Annotated in this window: 18 protein-coding genes and 3 tRNA genes; 12 read left to right on the forward strand and 9 right to left on the reverse strand. The window is 46.0% G+C overall.

Features of this window, described 5'->3' with window-relative positions; all coding sequences use genetic code 11:
* Nucleotides 1-16: 16 nt before the first annotated feature.
* Both IEW74_RS00355 and IEW74_RS00360 read right to left on the reverse strand, forming a co-directional pair.
* Complete coding sequence (locus tag IEW74_RS00355) at nt 17-1306, reverse strand: HlyD family type I secretion periplasmic adaptor subunit (RefSeq protein WP_188659804.1); 1290 nt, start codon at nt 1304-1306, stop codon at nt 17-19.
* Nucleotides 1303-3099, reverse strand: a complete 1797-nt coding sequence (locus IEW74_RS00360) for a peptidase domain-containing ABC transporter (RefSeq protein ID WP_229734181.1) — start codon at nt 3097-3099, stop codon at nt 1303-1305. The genes IEW74_RS00355 and IEW74_RS00360 overlap by 4 nt, the downstream gene beginning before the upstream one ends.
* 181 nt (nt 3100-3280) lie before the next feature.
* Here IEW74_RS00360 and IEW74_RS00365 point away from each other — a divergent pair, with 181 nt between their 5' ends.
* Entirely contained in the window at nt 3281-5524 is a 2244-nt protein-coding gene (locus tag IEW74_RS00365) for a CHASE2 domain-containing protein (RefSeq protein WP_188659811.1), read from the forward strand.
* Between the two features lie 205 nt (nt 5525-5729).
* Nucleotides 5730-7676 carry a methyl-accepting chemotaxis protein gene (locus IEW74_RS00370; protein ID WP_188659814.1) on the forward strand — a complete coding sequence of 649 codons (1947 nt, stop codon included), beginning with the start codon at nt 5730-5732 and terminating at the stop codon, nt 7674-7676.
* 54 nt (nt 7677-7730) lie between these two features.
* Here IEW74_RS00370 and IEW74_RS00375 read toward each other — a convergent pair whose 3' ends face one another.
* The 3 genes from IEW74_RS00375 to IEW74_RS00385 all read right to left on the reverse strand — a co-directional run bounded on the left by IEW74_RS00375 (nt 7731) and on the right by IEW74_RS00385 (nt 12708).
* Nucleotides 7731-9053 carry a TolC family outer membrane protein gene (locus IEW74_RS00375; protein WP_188659817.1) on the reverse strand — a complete coding sequence of 441 codons (1323 nt, stop codon included), beginning with the start codon at nt 9051-9053 and terminating at the stop codon, nt 7731-7733.
* Nucleotides 9054-9166: 113 nt separating this feature from the next.
* Nucleotides 9167-11836, reverse strand: a complete 2670-nt coding sequence (locus IEW74_RS00380) for a bifunctional acetate--CoA ligase family protein/GNAT family N-acetyltransferase (RefSeq protein ID WP_188659819.1) — start codon at nt 11834-11836, stop codon at nt 9167-9169.
* Between the two features lie 140 nt (nt 11837-11976).
* Nucleotides 11977-12708 carry a Crp/Fnr family transcriptional regulator gene (locus IEW74_RS00385; protein ID WP_188659821.1) on the reverse strand — a complete coding sequence of 244 codons (732 nt, stop codon included), beginning with the start codon at nt 12706-12708 and terminating at the stop codon, nt 11977-11979.
* 224 nt (nt 12709-12932) lie between these two features.
* Here IEW74_RS00385 and IEW74_RS00390 point away from each other — a divergent pair, with 224 nt between their 5' ends.
* Both IEW74_RS00390 and IEW74_RS00395 read left to right on the forward strand, forming a co-directional pair.
* On the forward strand, nt 12933-13661 hold the full coding sequence (locus IEW74_RS00390) for a LuxR family transcriptional regulator (RefSeq protein WP_188659823.1): 729 nt from the start codon (nt 12933-12935) through the stop codon (nt 13659-13661).
* 86 nt (nt 13662-13747) lie between these two features.
* Nucleotides 13748-13927 carry a hypothetical protein gene (locus IEW74_RS00395; protein ID WP_188659825.1) on the forward strand — a complete coding sequence of 60 codons (180 nt, stop codon included), beginning with the start codon at nt 13748-13750 and terminating at the stop codon, nt 13925-13927.
* Between the two features lie 251 nt (nt 13928-14178).
* On the opposite strand, the gene IEW74_RS00400 is transcribed toward IEW74_RS00395, so the two are convergent.
* The 4 genes from IEW74_RS00400 to IEW74_RS00415 form a co-directional block, all read right to left on the reverse strand.
* Nucleotides 14179-14643, reverse strand: coding sequence for a helix-turn-helix domain-containing protein (locus IEW74_RS00400; protein WP_188659827.1), 465 nt, complete (start codon nt 14641-14643; stop codon nt 14179-14181).
* A gap of 282 nt (nt 14644-14925) precedes the next feature.
* Nucleotides 14926-15001 (reverse strand) — tRNA-Asn (locus tag IEW74_RS00405).
* 38 nt (nt 15002-15039) lie between these two features.
* A tRNA-Asn gene (locus IEW74_RS00410) sits at nt 15040-15115 on the reverse strand.
* Between the two features lie 9 nt (nt 15116-15124).
* Nucleotides 15125-15198: transfer RNA gene (locus tag IEW74_RS00415), tRNA-Cys, on the reverse strand.
* A gap of 265 nt (nt 15199-15463) precedes the next feature.
* Here IEW74_RS00415 and IEW74_RS00420 point away from each other — a divergent pair.
* From IEW74_RS00420 to IEW74_RS00455, 8 genes are all read left to right on the forward strand, one after another.
* Nucleotides 15464-16117 (forward strand): protein-L-isoaspartate O-methyltransferase family protein, encoded by a 654-nt coding sequence (locus IEW74_RS00420; protein WP_188659840.1) that lies wholly within the window; start codon nt 15464-15466, stop codon nt 16115-16117.
* A gap of 241 nt (nt 16118-16358) precedes the next feature.
* Nucleotides 16359-17741, forward strand: a complete 1383-nt coding sequence (locus IEW74_RS00425; RefSeq protein WP_188659843.1) for a TolC family outer membrane protein — start codon at nt 16359-16361, stop codon at nt 17739-17741.
* Nucleotides 17742-17838: 97 nt separating this feature from the next.
* Nucleotides 17839-18528: a DUF2497 domain-containing protein gene (locus tag IEW74_RS00430; protein WP_229734182.1), complete on the forward strand. Its 690-nt coding sequence runs from the start codon at nt 17839-17841 to the stop codon at nt 18526-18528.
* Between the two features lie 105 nt (nt 18529-18633).
* Nucleotides 18634-21270 (forward strand): valine--tRNA ligase, encoded by a 2637-nt coding sequence (locus tag IEW74_RS00435; RefSeq protein WP_188659856.1) that lies wholly within the window; start codon nt 18634-18636, stop codon nt 21268-21270.
* 85 nt (nt 21271-21355) lie between these two features.
* Nucleotides 21356-21877: a hypothetical protein gene (locus IEW74_RS00440; RefSeq protein ID WP_188659858.1), complete on the forward strand. Its 522-nt coding sequence runs from the start codon at nt 21356-21358 to the stop codon at nt 21875-21877.
* A gap of 77 nt (nt 21878-21954) precedes the next feature.
* Nucleotides 21955-22470: a hypothetical protein gene (locus tag IEW74_RS00445; protein ID WP_188659861.1), complete on the forward strand. Its 516-nt coding sequence runs from the start codon at nt 21955-21957 to the stop codon at nt 22468-22470.
* Nucleotides 22471-22557: 87 nt separating this feature from the next.
* Nucleotides 22558-24411: a dihydroxy-acid dehydratase gene (gene ilvD / locus IEW74_RS00450; protein ID WP_188659864.1), complete on the forward strand. Its 1854-nt coding sequence runs from the start codon at nt 22558-22560 to the stop codon at nt 24409-24411.
* Between the two features lie 251 nt (nt 24412-24662).
* Entirely contained in the window at nt 24663-26048 is a 1386-nt protein-coding gene (locus tag IEW74_RS00455) for a TrkH family potassium uptake protein (protein WP_229734183.1), read from the forward strand.
* Nucleotides 26049-26074: the final 26 nt, after the last annotated feature.

The following is a 26074-nucleotide window of genomic DNA, read 5'->3' on the forward strand; positions in this document are numbered from 1 at the left end:
CATAACAAGTTGTTATTTATCTTTCTCGAAAGGCCTCATGTTTCATTTTCAGGACCGGTTTGACCATATATTCGATAACGGATTTTGTCCCGGTATGAATATCAACCGTTGCTTCCATACCTGGTGTAATTTCATACAAGCCTTCTTTTTCACCCAAATAGGTTTTTTCTGTTTGGACGATAACGCGAAAATACGTTTCCCCTTCGGGCGATGTTGTCGAGTCCGGGGCAACATGGATAACTTTACCGTCAAGGCTGCCATATCGAATAAAGTCATAGGTATTGATTTTTACAACGGCAGCCTGATTTTCTTCAACATAACCCCGGTCGATGGGTTTTAAGCGGGCCTCAATGACCAAATTCTCACCTACAGGGACAATTTCCATAATCGGTTCACCGCCAGTGACCACCCCGCCGATGGTGTTATAGGTCATATTTTTAACCACGCCATCAATCGGGCTTTTAATCAGGGCGCGCAATCCCTGATCCGTTGCTTTGCTCAATAATTCGCGTGTTTGTGCAATGTTTTGCTCCACGGTCCCCAGTTCTTCAATTGCTTCACGTTGAAAAGCTGTTTTTTCTTCGTTTATTGTGCTTTGTGCTTCTTTAATCGCTGCTTTTGCTTTCGGGATCGAGTTTAATAAGCTGCTTCTCTCGCCTTCCAGTTTCTGCGCCTCGGCTTCCAGTTTCAGGTGATCCATTTTGGACGTCAGCTTGTCTTTCAGCAAATCGGTAGACATGGCAAAACGTTGTCGGGCAAGCCTGAGGTTACGTTTGGCACTTTCCAGCTTGTCTTCCAACTCATCTACGGTTAATTCTTTTTGGCGTAATTTGTCATTGAGCACGTTTAAGCGGGAGTTTAAATCCCGCAGGCGCGCTTGATAGGACTGTTTAGCCGCAGCGGCCATTTGGGGGCGGGCTACGACAATATCTTGTGGAAATTCGACTTCGGTCCCATTGGCTTCGGCAAGAAGGCGGGCACGATTTAACAATAATCCATCAAGGCGGACTTCCAGTTCTTCTTTATTGACTCCGCCTGTACCGAGATCAAGCTGGACCAACTCACTTCCTGTTCTGACAAGATCGCCTTCCTGAACGTAAATATCCGTGATGATCCCGCCTTCAAGGTGTTGAACGACTTTGACTTTTCCCTGCGGGACAACTTCACCGATGGCAACGGAGACTTCTTCCAACTCGGTAAAAACAGCCCATGTGGTGAATATAACAAGGGCGAACATAATCCCATACGCAACGGGCTTAAATGTTTGAACCGGGTTTTCTTTCACCAATTGATCAAGGCGTGTCATGGTTGCGGTTCTCCCTTTTTATCGGTAGCTGCGGGAGGAGGGGAAGGATTGGATTGGGGGATAGGCGGTTGTGCCGCATTGGGCGTGGCTTTTTTCTGCTGTGTGCTTTGTGCCAGTTTGGGTAAAACATCTTTGGTTGCTCCGGCAAGGGCAATCCGTCCCTGATCCATAACGATCATATTTGCGCATGCCCCCAACAGGATCGGGCTGTGCGTGACGAGAATGATTGTATGATCCTTGGCAAGCTTGACGAGAAGATCTCGCAATTCTTCTTCGGCTTGACGGTCCAGACTGCCCGATGGTTCATCCAGCAAAAGTACAGGGGGGTCCCCAAGAAGTGCGCGTGAGATGGTCAGGCGTTGACGTTGGCCACCTGAAAGACGCCGTCCGGCTTCGCCGATATCACTGGCATAACCATCGGGTAAATCAATAATGGTGTCGTGCACACCCGTTGCTTTACAGGCGGCGATAATTTCTTCATCACTGGCTTCGGGACGGGAAAAGGCAAGGTTATCTCGTACACTGCCATGTAAAAGCGCACATTCTTGCGGGACATAACCAATCCAGCTTGCCAACTGGCTGCGTGTAAATTGTTTGATGTCCGCTTTATCCAGCAACACCCGTCCGTTTTGCGGGATATAAAGGCCTTGTATCAATTTGACCAAGGTGGTTTTGCCACTGCCGTTTCGACCAACAAGGGCAGTTAAACCGCCGGGCTTAAGTGTAAAGCTGACCTCGCTGACAACGGGGTCCAAGTCTTGCCCATAAGAAAATGAAACTTTATCCAGACTGATCAAACCTTGAGGGCGGCCCATTTCAACCGAACTTTCCTGACGTTCGACCGGGAGTTCAAAAAGTGTGCCTAACCGTTCAACAGATTGCTTGAAACCGCCAAAGGTTCGCCACGACCCGACCAACTGGTTCATCGGTCCCAACAAACGCCCGGATAACATATTCGTCGCAATAAGGGCACCCATCGTCAATTCCTGATTGATGATGGCAATGGCACCAACTGTGGTGAGGGCGATTGTTGTCATTAAAGTCAACGTCATGCCGAGATTTGTGTATGCGTCAGCTTTACCGCCGCGAATAATGGAATTTTCAATATTGTCGGCATGGCGGTCTTCCCATGTTTTTTCCAACGTCTTGTCCATTGCCAAGGCTTTGATTGTGGTCCGTCCGGCAATCACACCTGCAATCAAATCGTCCCGGCTGAGGGCGGTCTTTTTTTCTTCCTGACTGGCATTGCCGATCACTTTCCCGGAACGCCAGGCAACCAGCAAGAATAAAGGTAAAATAATGAGGAAAACCCACGCAATCGGTAAGGCCAGAATAAGGATAAGACCAAGGAAGAGAAATACAAAGGGCAGATCAACCAGCAGAATTGCCGTGCCGCCACTGAGTGTATTACGAACGGTATCCACATCACGAAACATGGTTTGCCAATAGGCCGCCGGTTTGCTTTCCAGCGTATGCAAAGGGACTTGTGTAAATTGCTTAAATAATTTTCGCCCGACATCCACATCAATTTTTAACGCAACACGCTGCATGACTTTGGATCGGGCTTGGCGCAAGGAATAATCAAAGACCAGAACAAGGACGATACCGATAAGTAGTCCTTTTAACGTTTCAATGCCTCCATTGAAAACCACACGATCATAGACCTGCAAGACAAAAACCGGGACTGCCAAGGCTAACATGTTGATAAAAAATGACATGCCCATGACTTCGCGAAAGGTCTTCAGAAGTGGTTTTACGATGGGTTTTAACCAGTTGAAACTCTGCGGCAGCATTTGCGATTCCATTTGCCCGATTGATTTATAAACGTAAAAGTAACTTAAATCCGTCTGAAAAACGACTGTATATATCTGTTTTTTGTAGCATTATTTCAAATAAATGCCATGATTTCTTGACCTGTGATGGCTTAGCTGGTGTCATACCTATAAGTTGGCACGATTACGAGGGGATTGTCACGTGGCTGAAGATGTGTCTAAACAACAAAAGAAACCGGGCAGAATACGTAAGTTTTTCTCGATGGCGCGACTGGTCGGTTTTTTGCTTCTCCTCGGTTTACTGGGTGTTCAGGTCATTAATCCTTATCCGGTCGAATTTTTACGGGTTAAAACCTTTGATATGTATCAACGCGCCCAGCCGCGTGAGGTCAAAACCCGCCCTGTCACCATTGTGGATTTGGACGAAGAAAGCCTTGCGACAGTCGGGCAATGGCCGTGGCCGCGCACAATCATTGCCGATATGGTTGCCAATTTGTTTCGGATGGGGGCGGGGGTTGTCGCCTTCGATATTGCATTCCCGGAACCGGATAGACTTTCGCCTAATATGATCGCTGATAACGTCAGTGGACTGGACCCGTCGATTGAAGAAACCATTCGACAATTGCCCAGTAACGATGCCTATTTCGCCAATATCATTAAGCAAACACGCGTTGTGTTGGGACAAGCAGGCTTTGACCGTAAGATCGAAGATCAGGTTCACCGTCCGCCTGTTAAAAAATCAATTGCTTTTCGTGGTGAGAAACCACACGCATTTGTGCCTTCGCTGCCTTCACTTGTGCGCAATATTCCTGAAATTGAAGAAGTCGCCGCTGGTCATGGCTTCTTTTCATTATTCCCGGAACCGGATGGGGTAGTTCGACGTGTACCGACCCTTTTCCAATATGAAAATGAAATCTATACAGGTTTAGCTGTGGAAATGCTGCGTGTTGCAACGGGCAGACGCACGATTTTGGTAACCTCCAACGAATTAGGTGTTGAAAAAGTCGCCATTGCAAAAGGTTTAATTCTTCCAACCGATAAAAAAGGGCGCGTCTGGCCGCATTTTTCCAAGCGCGATAAGGCAAAATATGTTTCGGCACGCGATGTTTTAAGCGGTGTTGTTGATCCGGCTATGGTGCGCGGCAAGCTTGTGATCGTGGGTACATCCGCCGTTGGTTTGCTTGATATTCGTTCTACACCGGTGGAAGAAACCTTACCGGGGGTGGAGGTGCATGCAAATGTTATTGAGGCTGTGGTCGATAATGCGTTTCTCAGTCGACCGCCTAATATGGATGGTGCTGAATTCCTGCTTACCCTGTTTGCCGGGTTGATTATGATTATTCTCGTGCCGATGATCGGGGCGAAATGGACATTGGTCCTTTTTCTCTTCATTGCAGGTGGTTCGGGTGCCTCGTCATGGTATCTGTTTAGCGAGAAAAAACTGCTGTTTGATGCCGGCTTTGCAATGATTTCGACACTCGGTATTTACATACAATTGACCTATATGGGATATGCCGCCGAAGAAGCGCAGAAGAAACAAGTGCGATCCGCGTTTTCACACTACATGTCACCGGCCTTGGTGGAACGATTGGCGGAAGATCCCGGTCAATTGAAATTGGGGGGCGAAAATCGTGAAATGACGCTGTTGTTCTGCGATGTGCGTGGCTTTACCTCTATTTCAGAACTGTTTGATGCCGAGGGGCTTACCAAACTCATCAATAAGTTCCTGACTCCGCTGACAAACGTGATTTTGCAAAGGCAGGGAACGATCGATAAGTATATGGGCGATTGTATCATGGCGTTCTGGAATGCGCCGCTGGATGATCCTAACCATCAACGCAATGGATGTCTCTCCGCCCTTGAAATGATTGACTCCCTTGTTGCGGTTAATGAACGATTGGAAAAAGAGGCCGAAGAAGAAGGACGGCCTCATATCCCGTTGAAAATCGGTATTGGTTTGAATACAGGAACCTGTTGTGTGGGCAATATGGGGTCTGATCAACGTTTTGATTATTCCGTTCTGGGCGATAGCGTAAATCTGGCCTCGCGTCTTGAGGGGCAATCCAAAACATATGGTGTGACAATTGTTATTGGCGAAAACACCTATAGGAATGTGCAGGACTTGGCCTGTATTGAACTGGATTTGATTAAAGTAAAAGGAAAAACAGAAGCCGTTCGGATCTATTCCGTTCTGGGTGATGACCAAGTTGCACAGAAACCGGAATTTATTGAATATGCCAAACATCACGCGACACTGTTAAAAGATTATCGTCAGCAAAATTGGGAAAAAGTACGCGAGGATATTAAAACAGCCCATCAAATGATTGATGCATTGGGAATGGAACATCACGGGCTCTATGATCTTTATGAAGAACGTATGATTGCTTATGAAGCCGAACCGCCGGGCGAGAATTGGGACGGTGTCTTTGTTGCCACCACAAAATAAGCAATGAAAGCCGATAAATCACAAAGTTCAACGCCCCTGCGCCGTATCCGATAGAGATACGGCGTTTTTTTTAATTAATAAGCTTATATTGAATATGGTTTCTCGTTACCTACATATTTTAAATTAGGGGTAGATGATCAAAGAAGAAAATAAACTATTTACAGGTCAATTCGCTACCTTATACAATTTTATGTGAGGGTGAGTCATGTTTGTCAACATTGGTAGCCGGTTGTTAACGGTCGCAGCATTGATTGTTATTGTGACCTTTACGGCATTTATTCTCTATTTTGATTTTAATCAACGTCAGGCGATCCGCAGTACTTTGACATCTGATTTGGCAGAAACATCGGAACTTGCAACCAATACCATTTCAAACTGGATTGATATTCGGCGGCGACTTATTGAAAATTTTGGACAAGTCATTAACGAAGGCGACAGTGTTGATCGGGTCATGAATTTGGCCGACCGCCCGGTCATGGCCCGGACTTTCAAATATGCCTATTTTGGGGATGCCCAAGGGGTGATGACAATGGCACCTCCAGATGATCTACCGGAAGGCTATGATCCACGTCAACGCCCGTGGTATAAAGATGCCGTTGCCGCCCAAAAGGCCACCCTGACGGAACCTTACGTTGATGCATCCTCCGGCAGCCTGATTGTCACAACGGCATATCCAATCGAAAAGGATGGAAAGACCTTAGGGGTTGTCGGTGGTGATATTGATATTACCGACTTGGGGGATTTAATTCGCAGTGTTGATCTTGGCGGTATGGGCTATGCCTTCCTTGCCAATGATAAAGGGACCGTCCTGATCCACCCGGATGTGAAAAATACCTTAAAACCTATGACGGAAGTCTTTCCTGAAAATACGCCGCAGATTCAGGAAGGCAATGATCATATTCTCGATAGTGATCATAAAGAGCTTTATCTATTTAAAAAGGTAACAGGCTTGCCCAGCGTTAATTGGTATCTCGGTTTTGCGATTGATCGCGACAAAGCCTTTGCAGCCCTGTCCTCGTTTCGCAAAACCGCGATTATTATGACATTGATTGCTGTTGGTGCGATTATTGGCTTGATGGGTATTTTGGTTAGAACATGGGTCTCTCGCCCTATTCTAAAAATGGCTGGCGCGATGAGTGAACTGGCCAATCGTAACCTTGATATATCCATCCCCCAAAGTTCGTTTAAAGATGAATTAAGTGAAATGTCGGAGGCACTTGGTGTGTTCAAGGAAAATGCCAAAAAGATGGAGGAACTATCGCGTGAAAATGAACAAGCCAGCGCCCGGATGGCAGAAGAACGTCGTAGAACATTAAATGACATGGCTGATTCTTTTGAAAGCAAAGTACTTTCAATTGTTGAAAATGTCGCAAAGTCATCAGAACAGACACAAGATGTAGCCCGCCGTGTTCAGGAAAGTGCAGAAGAGTCCAGCCAAAGAGCCAATGTTGTGACCAATGCAGCCGAGGAAACAACACAAAGTGTACAAACTGTCGCAGCAGCAACAGAACAACTGTCCGCAGCCATTCGTGAAATTGGCGGACAAGTGACCCAGTCTATTGAAATTGCCCGACAAGCTGTTGAAGATGTGGAAAATACAAATTTAACCATTACTGAACTGGCAGGAGCCGCCGATAAAATTGGCGAAGTCGTCAACCTTATTCAAAACATTGCCGGGCAAACGAATTTATTGGCCCTTAATGCAACGATTGAAGCGGCGCGGGCAGGCGAAGCCGGTAAAGGATTTGCCGTGGTGGCCAGCGAAGTTAAAAACCTTGCTACACAAACTGACCGGGCAACAGGCGATATTCAATCCCAAGTCAGCGGCATTCAGACAAGCAGCACAAATTCTGTCAGCGCAATCACGGCGATCAGTCAAATCATGGGACAGATCAGTGAATATGCCAGTGCAATTGCGGCTGCGGTTGAACAACAAGGCGCAGCAACACAGGAAATATCCGATAGTGTTCAACGTGCCGCCTCCGGTACGCAGGAAGTTTCCAGTAATGTTACGGCGGTTTCCGAGGCATCCAATGCCCTGCGCGAAGAAGCAAATAGTTTATTGACAGCATCCAACGAGATGCTTTCTTTATCAAACCTGTTAAAGACAGAGGTTGTTGATTTCTTGTCTACTGTGCGACAAAACGAGTAAATATCGCACTAACATAAAAAAAACCGCCTGATGAGAGGCGGTTTTTTTAAATCACTAGGAACCAAGCCCCAAAACATCGGGGGTAAGCTGACCTGTTGTATAAAGGACTGTGTAAATTGCAAGACGATGGTCGTAAAACAGTTCAGCGTATTTAATCTTGGTTTCGTAAACTTCTTTTTCACGATCCAAAACATTTAAAACATCTACACCTTCGGCACCGTTTTCGCGTTGCTTACGTGTATCCAGAAAAATTTCTTCCTTGAGGATGACATCGTTTTCTTTAAGGGCAAGGCGTTCCTGATTGGTTTCCAATGTATGCCATGCCTGTCTGGTCGCTTCTATTGTTTTACGCGAGGTATAATCATAAGTGCTTTTGCTGGCGGCGTAATCGAATGTTGCTTTCTTCATTGCATATTCAGTTGAAAACCCACTGAAAAGGTCCCAGTTTGCTTCCACCAGAACTGAATAATCACGGCGAACGCCGATGGTTGCGTTCTTGTTTTCTTCAAAATTCATTGATCCCACAAGATCGACACTGGGCATGTATTCGGCATAAATGCCGCGTTTATTTTCATTGGCGATTTCAGAAGTTAAATCTGCTTTTTGCAGGTTTGGATTCTGCTTCAATGCTAATTGAACCGCTTCATCCAGACTTGTCGGCAACAAATTCATCGGTGGATTAGGGTCCAACATAGCGGCAATATCCGGGGCATGGCCGAACACCTGCATAAACTGGTCTGCCGCCCGCGCGAGATCACCTTCATAGCCGACACGTGTGTCTTTCGCTGTTTGTAAACGGGATTTCGCATTCAGGACATCAATGCCAATACCGGAACCACGTCTGACGCGTTCATCTTCCAGTTCCATCTGGGTTTTGATGTTTGCTTCATTTTCGCGCGCATATTCGATACGGCGGGCCTGTTTAAGGACTTCCAGATAAACCGTGATACCTTCGATCAAAAGGTTTTGGCGCGTTGATTCTTCGCCTTTCTCTGTCTCTTCCTTGGTCAGGGTTGCACTGCGAATAGCTGAGTCTGTTGCAAAACCGTCGAACAGGTTTTGGGTCACTTTTACGCCAGCTACAGATCGCATCAGGGAGGAATCATTCTTTCCGTCCGAATTGGCCCGTTCTGTCGGGTTGGTTATCCATTCGTACCCGTAATCCCCGGTAAAGGCGACTGTGGGCAGGTTTGCAGACTGTTGTACTTCTATTTCTTCTTCGGCACCTTTGGTGGTTTTTGTGGCTGCTTTCAATTGCGGATGTTCAACCAGCATGTTGCTGAGCTCTGTTTCCAAACTTGCTGCATGTGATGTGGTTGCGTTTACAACACAGAGCAATGCCCCTAAACACGTTCCTAAGAAATAATGAGCCCTCACAGGACTTCCCTCCAGCCAATAAGTACATTTTGACGACAGATTTTAGTGCGATACATTCAATCCGTCAAACCTTATTGGTGTAATAGGTTATGGTTTCATGTTTTAAAAAGGGTTTATAGTTTGAGTTTTACTTCCACGATATCTTCTTCGATGATTGTTTTTGCTTCAAAGCCCATTGCTTTTACCATTTCAAGCATGGTTCTGTTTTCCCGTAAAATTTGACCGGTAAAGTAAGTCGTACCGCGAGAACGGCAATAATCGATCATTTTATTGAGGAGCTTCCATCCCAGTTTCTGACCTTTAAGGTCGGATCGAACCAAAATGGCATATTCGGCATTTTCGTTGTTTGGATCAGTCCCTGTGCGCACAACGCCAAGCGTTTCCATATGTCCGTCTTCCTCGTTTGGAGCTTGTGCAATAAAGGCCATTTCCCGGTCGTAGTCAATTTGGGTCAGACGCGCCATTTCGGTATGTGGCAATTCACGAACAGAACCAAAGAAGCGGAAACGAATATCTTCCGGTGACACATGAGTCATAAATTCATTATGGGCGGGTTCATCTTCCGGCTTGATCGGGCGGATCAAAACTTTACGCCCGTTGCGCAAGGTAAATTCTTCTTCCAGAGATGCCGGATAGGATCGAATAGCCAGTCGACGGTTTGGGTGCTTATGGGTTATTTTTTTGATACGCATTCGGCAATCAACCGCCAACGCCCCATCCTTGGATGCAAAAATAGGGTTCACGTCAAATTCTTGAATTTCCGGAAAATCAATACAGATTTCAGAAAGTTCAATTAAGGCCTGACATAAGGCATTACGATCAATTGGCGGTGTGTCCCGGTATCCCTTCAGCAATTTATTGATTTTTGTTCGGGAAATGAGATCGTCAGCCAATCTCATATTCAAGGGCGGCAAGGCAATGGCACGGTCCGCAATGATTTCGGTTGCGGTCCCGCCTTCACCACAGAGTAAAACAGGCCCAAATACAGGGTCGTGCGTCATGCCCGCGATTAATTCGTGGCAACGGGGATGATGAACCATTTTCTGAATGATAAAGCCCGTAATTTGTGCCCTTTTATCGAATTTATGGACGCGGTTACTAATGGCTTTAACGGCCTCTTCGACGGCGCGTTCGTTTTCAAGGGACAGAACCACCCCGCCTACATCGGATTTATGAACAATGTCAGGAGACAGGATTTTAACAACAACGGGGAAACCAATCTCGCTTGCGACTTTTTGGGCTTCGGTTGCGTCTTTTGCAAGTCGTGAGTCAACAGTATGAATGCCATAGGCCCGCAATATTTTTTTTGTATCCGTTTCTTTTAGCCATGTTTCACCGTTTTCAAGGGCTTCATTAATAATTTGGCGCACTTCCGCACGGGCTGGCTTAATCTCGGCGGGGACACGTTCGGGGATTTCCATCAATGTGGTCTGGTTTTTCAGATACTCTACAATATGCATAAAGGCGGTAATTGCCATGCGGGGAGAGGAATAAGCCGGAATGGCATTTTCTTCAAAAATTTGATGGGCTTCCTGAACGGTTTTTTCGCCAACCCAACAGGTTAAAATATTGCCTTTCAGTTTTTTATGCGTTGCGACTAACTGACGGGCGCTTTCTGTGCTGTTTTCCTGAATGTTGGGCGAATACAGAAATAAGATACAATCTGCTTCCTTGCTTTTTTTCAGAACTTCATAAACCTGTGGAAAATCCTGCGCACGACAACGAATGCCGGTATGGTTGGTTTTGGATAATACATCGCATTTGCCGATGATATTGTTCAGTTTTTGGTGGGTTTCTTCTGACAGGGTCGCAAGCTTGCCATTGCTTTCCAGCAGATGATCTGCTGCAATGAGGTTAAGCCCGACACCGTTTGACACAATGGCAAGCTTGTTGCCTTTAAAAGGTTTTGTAACCGACAGGGTTTCCGCACCTGCAAAGAGTTCGGCAATGCTGTTTACCCGTAACATACCGGCCCGTTTAAAGGCTGCGTCATAGACCAAATCACTGGCCGCCATTGCGCCTGAATGGGATTGCGTTGTCAGGTTTACAATCTCGTGACGACCGGATTTCATAACAAGTATGGGCTTGTTGCGCGCTGCGGATCGGGCGGCTGACATAAAACTTCGTTGATCCTGAATGGATTCCATATAAAGCAGGATGGCACGGGTGAAAGGATCACTGCCGAGATAGTCGATAATATCGCCGAAATCGAGTCCGGTGCATTTCCCGATAGAAATAAAGTGGGAGAACCCCACACCATGTGCGTTGGCCCAATCCAGAACCGTGCTCGACATTGTTGAAGATTGGGAGACATAGGCGATTTTCCCCCCTTTAATGGGAAGGTGATGGGTACTTGCATTCAAGTTTTTACCCGGAACAACAGCGCCCATACTGTTGGGACCCAAAATACGCATACCGTATTTTTTGTGTAATTCACCCAGGAAGGCCGGTGTTTCTTCATCAATACAGCTGGTCTGATGGCTTACAAGAATAGCCGCTTTTACACCTTTCTCGCCAAGAGCCTGCATAGTCTCTTCAAGGGCGGCAACTTCGGTACAGACGATGGCAAGGTCAGGTGTTTCGGGCAGGGCAGGGATATCGCGATAGGTTAAAATGCCGCCAATGGCCTTATAATCAGCACTTACCGGCATGATAGGGCCTTGAAAGCCACCCGTTATCAAATTTCGAATAACAACGTTGCCGCACTGTCCTTCCTCGTTCGTTGCGCCAATAACGCAAATTGATCTGGCGGCAAACATTTTATCGAGATTACGGATTCCCATTGCTCTTTTCCCCCATTTGAAAAAGCAAACATTCTACAAATATATATTCGTGGTTCGGAGCGTATCTAAAATCAGGGTAAAAACAAGTTACAAAGATGGGACAGTGCTGCGCGTAAAGCGCATGGCTATCTTTAATCTATCTATGCTTCCGCCTCAAAATCTTCCTGAAGAAGATCCAGACTTGGGATTGTCACCTGGCGCCCTTTAAAGAAAGCCAACTGGTCTTCTTCCAGCTTCTTGATTGTGCGGGCAATTGTTTCCGGGCGTGTGCCAATGGCAGCGGCCAATTCCTGACGCGATAAGGGAAGCTCAATGACAACTTCATCGTCTTCGCTTTCGTTACTTGAATAACGCGTTTTAAGGCTGAGAAGCAAATGCGCGAGTCTTTTGCGAACAGGTTGTGTGGTCGTCAGCAGGTATAATTCTTCAATTTCACGTAAATCACGCGCAACGCGTCGGGTAAAACGAATGGCAACATCGGGTGATTGAGACAATAAATGTTCAAGGCTAGCACGCGGGATAAAACAGAGTTTGCTTTTCACCAGAACCTCTGCCGTTCCGGCATGGCGTTCATTCGCCAAAAAAGAACGGTGACCAAAGGCTTCCCCCGGTTGAACCAGTCGGACAACGGCAGAGTTACCATTTACATCGGTTTTACGAATGGCAATCAAACCGGCTTTCAGGCAATAGACACCTTCGCAATTGTCCCCTTCAAGGTAAATATTTTGTCCGATATCATAACTGCGATGCGTGCGTTGCAAACGATCAGATTCAAGGCCGGAACGGGCGAGCCCGCATAATGAGGAATCGTCTTTTCCTCCTCCGCAGGTACCGCATTTTGTAACAGTGATCGGTTTGCCTTCTATACCCACTTTGCCTCTCAACGACGCTCAGCTAATTTTTTCAATGCCTTGAATGACTTCTTTTAGTCATTCTCCTTATTGGTAAATTACATCTTACTAACAATTTGGCGAAATGAAATAGAAAATTGATCTATGTCACGTAAAACCTTCAATCTGAAATTGGAAGGTGAACAATTTTTAATTGCCTCTATCAATGTTAAATGGAATAATCAGCATGTAGATAGGACTTAAAGATGCTGACAACTTCCATTCAAGATTCCGTAACTCAATTAGACAAAATTGATAACTTACAGGATTTTAGCGACTTTCTATTGACGCTAAAAGACCATCTGGGGTTTGACCATTTTACCTATGCTATTTTCAACTCTCCGAATGTTAAGGTTCGGGATCCCTTGGTTGCATGTAGTTACCAAAATGAATGGCTGGATTATTATTTTTCCGAAGACTGTATAAATTGTGATCCGATTGTGCGCGCAGCTCAAAAATCGCATACGCCCTATATTTGGGAAAGCCTGAAAAAGAATAAGACGGAACAGGCCTTTATGCAACGTGCTCAGGATTTTGGTATTTCAAAGCGCGGCATGACAATTCCCATTCGCCGTGCGAATAATGAATTGGCGCTCGTCAGTGTATGTGCGAATGCAAATAGAAGACAATGGAACGACCTGATGAATTACAGCGTTCCTGTCGTTCGTTTTATTGCTGATTATTGCCACGATGCGTTTATGGAGAAATTTACGGAAGCAGCCGGAGGGAACGCAGAGATTAAATTAACCGCACGTGAACGAGAATGCCTGTTGTGGACGGCGCGGGGCAAGAGTAACTGGGAAATCGCAAATATCTTAAATATCGCTGAACGCACAGTAACTTTTCATATTGGAAATGCGTGTACAAAGTTAGGTGTGAATGGTCGTTTTCAAGCGACCGTCAAGGCGATTGCACACCATATTATTTATCCATAAAAAAACCTGTAGGATTCTACAGGATGATTTCTATATCAAAATACTGTCTAATTTCCCTTAAATTTATGAAGCTGGGGAGCGGATAGATGACAGTTGTACATATTGATGATTATCGCAATTATACGCCGTTTGAGCGTATTTCAGCAGATGAACTCGTCAAATGCATCGGGTACCTTCAAAAAGAAGCTGAAAAATCTGGATTTAGCGAAGTTTCCGATCTTTTGTCACTGGCAAATATGGCAACAACAGACTTGTTGCATAAGTAGAAACAAAGGAACGGTTTTATGACCGTTCCTTACAGATTATTGACAAAGCCCCGAAACTGTCATCCCCGACCCTGATCGGGGATCCATCTTTGCTCAATGAGTAATATATAACTCATTGATTTTAAATGGATCCCGCATCAAGTGCAGGATGACGGCTTTTGGTCAATTATTTACTAAAAACACTTTGTCAGCAGTCTGAAAGGAACGATTTTTGTGACCGTTCCTTATGTTCTTTAATCTTCTTCTTGTGATTAACCGTTAACGGTTTCACTTTCGGCAATGGCGCGCACGACATCAATAACACGTTTGCGGATAACTGGATCCTGAAGACGTGAGAACGTGCGAACCAATTCCAAAGTCTGACGACGGTGAAGTGTCAGGTGTTCTTCAGGAATGTCGCTTTCTGCGGTTTCCCCTTGATAGCCCGGGAATGATTCGCGCACGCTCTCAGGCATATCTTCAAAAAAGAAAGAGATCGGCACATCCAATACATTGCCAAGCTGCCAAAGCTTGCTGGCACTCACGCGGTTCGCGCCACGTTCATATTTTTGGATTTGCTGGAATGTCAGACCGATACTTTCACCCAGTTTGCCTTGTGTCATCCCCATGAGTGTGCGGCGCAACTTAACACGTTGCCCCACATGTACATCAACCGGATGAGGGGTATCGCTTCCGCGTGTGCCCGGCAAAATATCTTTTGTAGCAGTTTTTACCATTTAATTTTTCCTTTTGGTTACTCGGCTGTTTTCAGTTCTCTATACCCTAACGATAGTAAGTAACAACCTCTATCAACTCGGGTTGGGTTGTATTATAGCGAGACATTATTCGTTTGTCTCGCAGAAAACGCAATCACAAGTGGTTTATTACCTATTTTTTTGGGCGTTGATGCTGCGCTAGGTGTATATACGTAGCGATTTCCGATCAAAAGGACTGTTAAACACTATTCATGGGGGTAACAAAAAAGCACTCCCGCATAATGCTGAGAGTGCTTTTAGTATTGGCTCCGCCTGCTGGGCTCGAACCAGCGACATATGGATTAACAGTCCACCGTTCTACCAACTGAACTAAGGCGGATCAGAGCTATAGCCGATGATTACATCCAGAACCAAAATTGGCTCCGCCTGCTGGGCTCGAACCAGCGACATATGGATTAACAGTCCACCGTTCTACCAACTGAACTAAGGCGGATCGGAGATGTGGAGGCGCGGAGCGGATTCGAACCGCTGTTCACGGATTTGCAATCCGCTGCATAACCACTCTACCACCGCGCCAGATCCAATCACTTCGGTTTGGCTGTAACCATCGGCGGAGCGGAAATTAGTCGGATGACCTCTCGCGGTCAATCCATTTTTTTCATTTTTTTTCATTTTTTATGAATTGTGGCTAAAAAACTGGGATTTATTCGTTCTACACCATTGTCATAGAGGCGAATGAGGATTATAAAACGGCACATGAGATGCGCAGGGTACTCAAAATTTTAGTGATCCTGTTCGTCATCGACGAGTTTATTGATTTAACACTTTTTACGGTGCCACTATGGATTATGCGCTTTCCCGTTCGAATATGATTGAAGGTCAGATAAAAACCAACCGGGTCGCCGACCCTTATGTTTTGGATGCGATGGGTGCGGTTCCCCGTGAGGTGTTTGTGCCGACATCCAAAAAAGGTGTCGCTTATATTGATGATGCGCTTGAGGTTGGTAACGGGCGTTTTGTTCTGGAACCTATGGTTCTCGCCAGAATGCTGGAAACTGCCGAACTGGATGAAAATGATATCGTTCTCGATATTGGATGCAATACCGGATACTCAACGGCTGTTCTGGCCAAGATTGTCAGCATGGTTGTCGCTATCGAAAGTGATGAAGAACTTGCAACGGCTGCTACAAAAAACTTAAGCCAAATCGGCATTGATAACGCAGTGGTGGTTACCGGTGACATGAAAGATGGCGTTGAAAAACAGGCGCCTTATAATGTCATTCTTTTTAACGGTGCTATTTCCCAACTGCCGGATTCCATTAAAAATCAATTGGCTGATGGCGGGCGATTGCTGGTTATCGAACAAGGCAAGGCAACGATGTCCAACGTCTGCGTATATACACGCAATGGCGATATCTTTTCAAAACACGACATTATGGAAGCGGGCGTAGCGACTTTGCCGGGCTTTGAGAAAGAATCGGCTTTTACTTTTTAAGTCTTTGAAAATAATGTTTTTAATGCCTTGTTCGACAATGATCGGGCGAGGCATTTTTTTTGAAAAAAAGATTTATCTATATGTGAGGTAATTCACTTTTTTAGCCTTGTAATCGGTTGTAAAGAATTAGTTTAGATAATTCTGTTAAAAAACATTAATTTACAAGTGTCTGAATCCTTTGCCTTTCATGTTGCAGATGGTTAGACTGTGCGAAACTTATATAAGTGTTATGGGTAATAAAATGAACCTGAGAAAAAACTTTCTAATCGGCGTTGCCTTGAGCGCGATGGCTTTTAGTTCGCAAGCGAATGCCGAAACTCTTAGAGAGGCCCTCGTTAAAGCCTATATGAATAATCCCGCGCTGAATTCTGAACGGGCAACTGTACGCGCAACAGACGAAGGCGTTTCTCAGGCGTTAGCCAATTGGCGCCCGGAAGTAACTTGGACGGGGACCGTTGCCAAGGAACGTAATGACAATAATTCGCGCTCGGGTTCAAATCGGGAGCAAACGCTCACCCCGATGACCAGTTCTTTCTCTGTAACCCAGCCTTTATTCCGTGGTTTCCAGACCGAAGCGGCCACGGCGGAAGCCGAGTCAAAAGTGGATGCTGCGCGCGCCCGCTTGCTGGAAAAAGAACAAGAAGTTCTGATGGATGCGGTTTTGGCCTATTCTAATATTGTACGCGATGAAGCCGTTCTTGAACTCAATCGTAATAACGAACAGGTTTTGCGCCGCCAGTTTGAAGCAACAAATGATCGTTTTGAAGTCGGGGAGCTTACCCGGACGGATGTCAGTCAGGCAGAAGCGCGTTTTGCAAAAGCAACCGCTGATCGGATCCAATCCGAAGGGGATCTCGAATCGTCCCGGGCGACCTATCAAAGAGTCATTGGTGAAATTCCGACTAAACCGATTCCCTCTCCTTTGCCGAGTGATATCCCAACAACAGTGGAAGAAGTGATCGAACGGGCACAGCAGAACAACCCGACTTTTCTGGCGGCTGTTGCGGATGAAAAAGCAGCAATGGAGAATATCGAGGAAATGGCAGGTAAGTTATTGCCGGAATTAAACCTAACCGCATCTACGGATACGGCACTTGAATCATCTTCGCGAAACAGCCGGACCGAGTCGGCAAGCATTGGTCTGTCCTTGAAAGTTCCGTTCTATCAAAAAGGGACGGTATATTCTCAAGTTCGCGAAGCTAAGCAAACCGCCGCCGAAAAACGCATGGATATGGAAGAAGCCCGTCGCAGTGCTGTGGAAAGTGGTCGGACAGGTTGGGAAGGGCTCGTCACCGCAAGAGCGCGTATCCAGTCTTTCTTGGCACAAATTCGCTCTGCTGAAGTGGCATTGGATGGGGTGCAACGTGAGGCCGCTGTCGGTTCACGTACCGTTCTTGATGTCCTTGATGCCGAACAAGAATTGTTGGATGCTAAAGTAAGCTTGGTACGGGCACAACGTGATGAACTGGTTGCCGTTTATGAATTAAAGCAGGCTGTCGGTGAATTGACAGCGGAAAAACTAGGGCTGGACACCGGGATTTATGACCCGAAAGTCCATTATGATGAAGTTCGCGATGCATGGATCGGCACATCGTCTGTCGGCGATGTTGACGAAAAAGAATAAGTCGATAACAATTCATTAAGGTGAGGACGCGTATAATATTTACATTGGAAACTTTTTTGATGAATATATACGCAAAATATAATCGGGTGAAGTTGAGATGAGTGACGAAAATACAGAAGCAGGTGACGGCGCAGAGCCGTCGATGGAGGATATTCTAGCCTCTATCCGGCGTATTCTTTCTGAGGATGATGAAGAAGGTGCCGAGGCTGCTCCGAGTGAAGAAGCAACACCCGAACCGGAACCAATGCCTGAGCCGGAACCAGAGCCAATGCCTGAGCCTGAGCCTGAGCCGGAACCAATGCCTGAACCCGAACCGGAACCAATGCCGGAACCAGAGCCGGAACCAATGCCTGAGCCCGAGCCGGAACCCGTGATTGAATTGGAAGACCCCGAACCAATCATTGAAGAGATTGAAGAAATCGATATCGATGATGATATCCTAGATTTAACATCTGATATGATGATTGAGGAAGAAGAACCAGAGCCGGAACCGGAACCTGTTTTTGAACCACAACCCATTTTGGCATCCGATGTTGCCAATCGGATTGTTTCTCCACCGACGGCTGATGCATCGACTGATGTTTTGTCAGAACTGGCAAAAGCAATTTTGGATCAACGCGATATTGCAGTTGGGACACGCGATATTACGCTGGAAGGCTTGACCCGGGAAATGTTGCGGCCCTTGCTGAAAGAATGGCTGGATCGCAATTTGCCTTACTTGATTGAACGATTGGTCAAAAAAGAAATCGATATTATGATTAACCGCGCGGAACGTCTGGAAGACTAAAACACGATTAATCTTGCGAAATTACAGCGCCCGGGCTTGTCCTCGGGCGTTTTCGCGTTTATTAAAGCTATAAATTTTCATTTAGATAAGAGGCTGTGTCTTAAAATGCTCGACAAGACATTCAACCCGGCGGCAGTTGAAGAAAAACACTATACGCTTTGGGAAGAGAAAAATGCATTTGCCGCCAATCACGAAGCTGGCAAAGAACCCTATACAATTATGATGCCGCCGCCCAATGTGACAGGTAGCTTGCATATGGGACACGCCCTGACATTTACTTTGCAGGATATCCTGATCCGCTATAACCGGATGAAGGGTAAAGATGCTCTGTGGCAGCCCGGAACCGACCATGCGGGGATCGCTACACAAATGGTTGTGGAACGCCGTTTAGAAGCCGAAGGTGTGACCCGCCATGATTTGGGGCGCGACAAATTTATTGATAAAATTTGGGAATGGAAAGCGCAATCAGGTGGGACAATTGTTAATCAATTGCGCCGCCTTGGTGCCTCTGCCGATTGGGCGAAAGAACGCTTTACAATGGATGAAGGTTTGTCCGAAGCTGTCCGTAAAGTCTTCGTCGAACTTTATAAACAAGACCTGATTTATCGCGATAAAAAACTCGTCAACTGGGACCCGAAACTGCATACCGCAATTTCAGATCTGGAAGTGGAACAACGCGAAGTCAACGGTAAAATGTGGTACTTCAACTACCCGCTGGAAGGCGAGGACGGTAAATTTGTTACCGTTGGGACCACACGCCCGGAAACCATGCTCGGTGATACGGGCGTTGCGGTTCATCCCGATGATGAGCGTTATAAAGATTTGATTGGTAGAAATGTTATTTTGCCGATCGTAAATCGTGCAATCCCGATTGTTGCCGATGAATATGCTGATCCTGAAAAAGGCTCGGGGGCTGTAAAAATTACACCGGGTCACGATTTTAATGACTACGAAGTTGGTAAACGCTGCAATCTGGAAATTATCAACGTTCTGGATCTTAACGCACATTTAAATGAAAATGTGCCTGAAAAATATCAAGGTATGGATCGCTTCGAAGCCCGTACAAAAGTTGTCGCCGAAATGGAAGAACTCGGCCTTTTGGTGAAGATCGAAGAAAACCCGATGACGGTTCCTTATGGGGATCGTTCCGGGGTTGTGATCGAACCCTGGTTGACAGACCAATGGTTTGTAAAAGCCGATGTTTTGGCAAAACCAGCCTTGGAAGCGGTCGAAACCGGCAAGACCCGGTTTGTTCCCAAACAATGGGAAAATACCTATTATGAATGGATGCGCAACATCCAGCCTTGGTGTATTTCCCGTCAAATCTGGTGGGGGCATCAAATCCCGGCATGGTTTGACGAGGATGGCAATGTCTATGTTGAAATGACCGAAGAGGCTGCGCAGAAAGCAGCAGGCGAGGGTGTTAAGCTGACCCGTGAAACCGATGTGCTTGATACTTGGTTCTCTTCTGCACTTTGGCCGTTCTCTACATTGGGCTGGCCGGAAAAAACACCGCAGCTCGATCATTATTATACAACGGATGTTCTGGTCACCGGGTTTGATATCATTTTCTTCTGGGTTGCCCGGATGATGATGATGGGCATTCATTTCATGGGCGAAGTTCCGTTCAAGGACATCTATATTCATGCACTTGTTCGCGATGAACAAGGGGCGAAAATGTCCAAATCCAAAGGGAACGTTATTGATCCGTTAGAATTGATTGATCAATACGGCGCGGATGCCATGCGCTTTACACTGACCGCAATGGCTGCACAGGGGCGTGATATCAAACTTGCCACCAGCCGTGTCGAAGGATACCGCAATTTTGCAACAAAGCTTTGGAATGCGGCCCGTTTCTGTCAAATAAACGGGTGTAAACCGGTTAAAGGACTTGATGCGGCCAGTGTTAAGCACCCCGTTAACCGTTGGATTGTTGGCAAGGTTGGCGAGGTCGCTGGCGAAGTTGGCACAGCAATTGACGGCTATCGTTTCAACGAGTCGGCCAATGCGATTTATGGATTTGCCTGGGGCACATTCTGTGACTGGTATCTGGAATTCACCAAACCCATCTTAAATGGCGATGACGAAAGCGCGATTGAAGAAACGCGGGCCACAACCGCATGGGTTTTTGATCAAATTCTCCATATTCTGCATCCGATGATGCCGTTTATTACAGAGGAACTGTGGGAATCGATGGCTGATGAGCGCGATATGCAGTTGATCAGTGCCGCATGGCCGGAAAAATTGTTAGATGATAGCGATGCCAACGAGGAAATGGATTGGCTGGTTCAACTGATTTCTACAATCCGTACAACGCGTTCGGAATTGAATGTGCCCGGCAGTGTCGCCCTTTCTGTATATCTGCAAGGTGCCAATGAAAAGACGGCCCAACGTTTGGTGCGCAATGAAAACCTGATCAAACGCATGGCCCGCCTCGGATCGATTAATCTGGTTGATGAAGCCGTTGCACACGGCTGTGTTCAGGAAGTCGTGGGCGAATCTACTGTCTTTATCAATGTGGTTGATCATATGGATGTGGCGGCGGAAAAAGCCCGTTTGGAAAAAGAAATCGCCAATCTGGATAAAATCATCGGTGGCAAAGAAAAGAAACTCGCAAACGAAAAATTTGTTGCCAATGCACCGGCTGATGTTGTTGCAACAGAACGTCAAAAAGTCCAAGAACTCAGCGAGAAAAATGCTAAGTTCAAAGAAGCCTTGGCACGTTTGACATCGGCACTTTAACCGATTGTTTGCAAGTTCACACTTATGATAGAAGCCTCACCAAAATTTGGTGGGGCTTTTTCATGTTGAGTGAACGAAAATTAAGATGGCAAAAAACGATCCTACCCCCGATGAACGTGCGGAATATATTGTAAAGCGCCTTGAATTGTTTATTCGGGAAAACCGCGAACCTTTTAAAGGAATGAATTTTAACAAGTGGCAACAACTTGCCCGTAGTGAAATTTCCAACTCCTTGCGCGATTACGAAAAATCACAATATGATCAAAACCAAGTGACAAGACGGATGCTTTTTATTATCGGTTCCTCCATTGCCACCATCGGTTTTTGGGGAGTCGCCGCTGCCTTTGGCCGGATTGATTATATGCTGGCCGGAATGATTTGCCTGATTGCCGGGATTATCGTCATTGCCCACGCCGGGGAATGGATGACGCGTTCCATGTGGAAAAAAGCCCAAGCCAAAAAAAGGGAACGTGCTTATAACAATGCCGTTTCCTTGGATCGACAGATCAAACAAATGGAAAAAGAATTAAAAAACAAAGCCAAAGAATTGGAAAAAACCTTAGGGGCAATGGGCCGGGCCGTTCCTCAACCCTCTGACAAAAAATAAACACGTATCACATATTGAAATATCAACTACGTCTTCTTACTTAAGGGGTACGCTTAAGAAGGGGAGGCGATATCTATATGCATGATCGATTTGGCCTGAGAAATGACTTGGGCACAGAAGAAGTTGGCTTTCTTCAAGATGACGACACCCTGACTGTTAAGGTCGACGGGGTGATGGATCTTGTGCGCGATTATGATGTTTTTCTGTTTAGTATCCATGCAACTTTGATCCGAAATGGTTTAACGGTCCCATCCGGTGCGTCTTTGGTTCCTCAACTGCGCAAACTGGATAAACGGGTTGGTGTTTTTTGTTTAAGCGGCGATGCGTGCCGCGATGATATGACGGCCCAAATGAACCGGTGCGGTTATTCCATTACCAATAATCGTGTTCTTCTGCGCGACGATTTGGATAATCTGGAACGCCCCTTTCCGTTTGTAAGCACGGAACGTGTTCTCATGGTTTGCAGTGATGTTTTAAACGAAGTTGCACATGCTAAAGTCAAGGGCCTCAAATCCTTATTGATAGATGGTAATTGTGATCTCGATAAAAAAACGTTCAGACTTTCACCGGACTTTGTCGCAGCCAGCGTATAAACCTTTCCAAATCTAAACGATATGTTTATGTTAGTTGCCGCACTTCTTAGGGAAGCGTTCTGATTATAATACCAAAAGGATTGGATTATGCCCGAATATCGTTCACGTACATCGACAGCAGGCCGCAATATGGCAGGTGCGCGTAGCCTTTGGCGCGCGACAGGGATGAAAGATGCCGACTTTGAAAAACCCATTATTGCCGTTGTGAACTCATTCACCCAATTTGTACCGGGCCATGTCCACCTTAAAGACCTGGGGCAAATGGTCGCCCGTGAAATTGAAAAGGCCGGTGGCGTTGCCAAAGAATTCAACACCATTGCCGTGGATGATGGGATCGCAATGGGCCATGACGGTATGCTTTATAGCTTGCCGTCTCGTGATTTGATTGCCGATAGTGTCGAATATATGGTGAATGCGCATTGCGCCGATGCGATGGTTTGTATTTCAAACTGCGACAAAATCACGCCGGGGATGTTGATGGCGTCCATGCGCCTGAATATCCCGACTGTTTTTGTATCCGGTGGTCCGATGGAAGCCGGTAAAGTCACCATTGATGATATTGAACATTCCCTTGATCTGGTTGATGCAATGGTCAAGGCGGCTGATCCCAATGTATCGGATGAAGAAGTCGATGCGATTGAACGTAGCGCATGCCCGACTTGCGGGTCATGTTCCGGCATGTTTACGGCCAATTCCATGAATTGCCTGACCGAAGCGTTGGGCCTGTCTTTGCCGGGGAATGGAACCGTTGTTGCCACCCATGAAGACCGCAAGGAATTGTTCCTGCGTGCCGGGCGGTTGGCGGTTGATCTGTGCAAACGTTATTATGAAAATGATGATATCAGTGTGACACCGCGCGGCATTGCAACATATGATGCTTTTGAAAATGCAATGACATTGGATATTGCAATGGGCGGGTCCACAAATACCGTTCTTCACCTGTTGGCAGTTGCACAGGAAGCCGGCGTTGATTTTACCATGAAAGACATGGACCGTTTGTCCCGCAAGGTACCTTGCCTGTCTAAAATCGCGCCGTCCGTTCCTGATGTTCATATCGAAGACGTCCACCGGGCAGGCGGTATAATGTCTTTGTTGGGGCGTCTGGATGATGCTGGTTTGTTAAAACGCGATGTATCCACAGTTCACGCCAAAACATTGGGCGAGGCAATTGATACGTGGGATATCAGCCGCACTTCAGATGCCGAGGTTCATAAGTTTTATAAAGCTGCACCGGGTGGCGTTCCGTCACAAACGGCCTTTTCACAGGCCGCGCGTTATCGTGATCTGGATCGTGATCGCTCCAAGGGCGTGATCCGCAGCGTTGAAGATGCCTTTACAAAAGACGGCGGCTTGGCTGTACTTTATGGCAATATTGCCGAAGATGGTTGTGTCGTAAAAACAGCAGGTGTGGATGAAAGTATCTGGACTTTCACTGGGATAGCCCGCGTGTGTGAAAGTCAGGACGAAGGGATTTCGCGCATTCTGGGGGGCGAAGTCGGTGCCGGTGATGTTGTGATTATCCGTTACGAAGGGCCGAAAGGCGGACCGGGCATGCAGGAAATGCTTTATCCGACCAGCTACCTGAAATCTATGGGATTGGGTAAGGAATGCGCCTTGTTAACCGATGGTCGTTTTTCCGGTGGTACGGCTGGTCTGTCCATTGGCCATGCCTCACCAGAAGCCGCCAACGGCGGGGCAATCGGCTTGATTGAAGAAGGTGATACGATTGAAATCGATATTCCCAATCGTTCCATTAACCTGAAGATTTCAGATGCCGATCTTGCAAAACGCCGCGAAGCAATGGATGCCAAGGGCGCGGATGCATGGAAACCTGTAAAACCACGTCAACGTCATGTAAGTGCAGCCTTACGCGCCTATGCCGCAATGGCAACCAGTGCCGATAAAGGTGCGGTTCGCGATGTCAGCAAGCTTGAACGTTAATTCAAGCCAGCTAAAGCAAAAGAAAGCCCACCATTTGAGTGGGCTTTTTAAATACATCTAAAGATTACAAATTTAAAATCTGAATATTTGCATCCGTTGGGCACAATATATGTATTGATAAAATTATATATCCCGGCAATCGCTATATCATTATAATACGAACCCTGACATGAACATAAAATCAAAAGAAGATGGTTAATTTACGAGCGACATATCCCATTATTGGATGGATTATCTGTTGGGTTGGGGCAATGCTCCTGATACCTGCTGCAACAGATGCAATATATCACAATATTGACTGGCAAGTTTTTTTGCTTTCAGCAGCAATTTCATCATTTATTGGTGTGTGCGTTGTTTTAGGTGCAAAAAATACCGATAATCATCGATTGAGTTTTCCTCAGGCCTTTTTCCTGATTACTTCCGGCTGGGTTGTTGTGACAATATTTGGCGCCATTCCCTTTGTCATTAAGGGAGTTTCGCCTACGGATGCGGTGTTCGAAACGATGTCGGCAATAACAACAACCGGTTCCACAATTTTTACTGAAATCGACACTCTTCCCCCAGGTATATTGTTTTGGCGTTCAATTCTTCAATGGATTGGCGGTATAGGAATTATTGCTATTGCAGTTCTCATCCTTCCAATACTTAGAATTGGCGGCATGCAGCTCTTTAAAATAGAAAGCTCTGGAACCGAAAATGAGTCTGATCGTTTTACAAAAAGCACAATTTACAGATTAAGTGGCGTTTATTTGGTCTTAACCGTCTTGTGTGTTCTGGTCTATTACATTCTGGGAATGGGCTTTTTTGACGCTGTTAATCACGCGATGACAACCATTTCAACAGGCGGTTATTCAACTCATAATGCATCATTTGGATATTTTGAGAATTTAAGCCTTCACTGGGCAGGCACAATATTTATGATATGTGGCGCAATTCCTTTCTTTTTGTTTGTAAAGATGACTTTGGGTAATTACCGTGCCATCGTTTCAGACCAACAGGTTAAGGGATTTCTTTTGTTTCTCTTGATAAGCTGTACCTTTATGACGATCTGGTTGGTTAATGAAAGGGAAATCGGCATTTTTCATGCTCTTACCTTAACGTCTTTCAATATAACGTCTGTTGTTACAACAACCGGTTATGCGACTGATGATTATACCGCATGGGGGCATGGCGCTGTCGGTATGTTTTTAGTTCTTATGTTTGTTGGTGGCTGTTCAGGATCAACCGCAGGGGCAATCAAGATCTACCGATATCAGGTATTATGGATTTTTGTTCGAAGCCACCTGAAAAAGCTTTTATCACCTAATCGTGTGGTGATTATGAAATATAATGGTCGCACATTAACAGACGATGTGCCGTCATCCGTGTTGGCTTTTCTTGCTGTTTTTATTGCAACAATAGCTGTGTTTACCGTTGTTTTATCATTATTGGGACTTGATATTATTACGGCTTATTCAGCCAGCGTTACAGCGATCACCAACGTTGGCCCCGGGATGGGGCATATTATCGGGCCTTCAGGCACTTTTCAGCCTTTATCTGATGCTGCAAAATGGGTTTTAACAGTTGCAATGCTTGCAGGGAGACTTGAAGTCCTCGTCTTGTTGATCTTTTTCGAAAAAGATTTTTGGATCAATTAGGTATTTACGCAAAATATAAATACTTC

This window comes from Terasakiella brassicae (assembly GCF_014641495.1).
Classification (GTDB): Bacteria; Pseudomonadota; Alphaproteobacteria; order Rhodospirillales; family Terasakiellaceae; genus Terasakiella; species Terasakiella brassicae.

Bases quoted from the DNA above. Each gene is read 5' to 3' on its own strand.
- IEW74_RS00355 (WP_188659804.1), bottom strand. From the start codon at position 1,306: ATGACACGCCTTGATCAATTGGTGAAAGAAAACCCGGTTCAAACATTT.
- IEW74_RS00360 (WP_229734181.1), bottom strand. From the start codon at position 3,099: ATGCTGCCGCAGAGTTTCAACTGGTTAAAACCCATCGTAAAACCACTT.
- IEW74_RS00370 (WP_188659814.1), top strand. From the start codon at position 5,730: ATGTTTGTCAACATTGGTAGCCGGTTGTTAACGGTCGCAGCATTGATT.
- IEW74_RS00380 (WP_188659819.1), bottom strand. From the start codon at position 11,836: ATGGGAATCCGTAATCTCGATAAAATGTTTGCCGCCAGATCAATTTGC.
- IEW74_RS00390 (WP_188659823.1), top strand. From the start codon at position 12,933: ATGCTGACAACTTCCATTCAAGATTCCGTAACTCAATTAGACAAAATT.
- IEW74_RS00395 (WP_188659825.1), top strand. From the start codon at position 13,748: ATGACAGTTGTACATATTGATGATTATCGCAATTATACGCCGTTTGAG.
- IEW74_RS00400 (WP_188659827.1), bottom strand. From the start codon at position 14,643: ATGGTAAAAACTGCTACAAAAGATATTTTGCCGGGCACACGCGGAAGC.
- IEW74_RS00420 (WP_188659840.1), top strand. From the start codon at position 15,464: ATGGATTATGCGCTTTCCCGTTCGAATATGATTGAAGGTCAGATAAAA.
- IEW74_RS00425 (WP_188659843.1), top strand. From the start codon at position 16,359: ATGAACCTGAGAAAAAACTTTCTAATCGGCGTTGCCTTGAGCGCGATG.
- IEW74_RS00430 (WP_229734182.1), top strand. From the start codon at position 17,839: ATGAGTGACGAAAATACAGAAGCAGGTGACGGCGCAGAGCCGTCGATG.
- IEW74_RS00435 (WP_188659856.1), top strand. From the start codon at position 18,634: ATGCTCGACAAGACATTCAACCCGGCGGCAGTTGAAGAAAAACACTAT.
- IEW74_RS00440 (WP_188659858.1), top strand. From the start codon at position 21,356: ATGGCAAAAAACGATCCTACCCCCGATGAACGTGCGGAATATATTGTA.
- IEW74_RS00445 (WP_188659861.1), top strand. From the start codon at position 21,955: ATGCATGATCGATTTGGCCTGAGAAATGACTTGGGCACAGAAGAAGTT.
- ilvD (WP_188659864.1), top strand. From the start codon at position 22,558: ATGCCCGAATATCGTTCACGTACATCGACAGCAGGCCGCAATATGGCA.
- IEW74_RS00455 (WP_229734183.1), top strand. From the start codon at position 24,663: ATGCTCCTGATACCTGCTGCAACAGATGCAATATATCACAATATTGAC.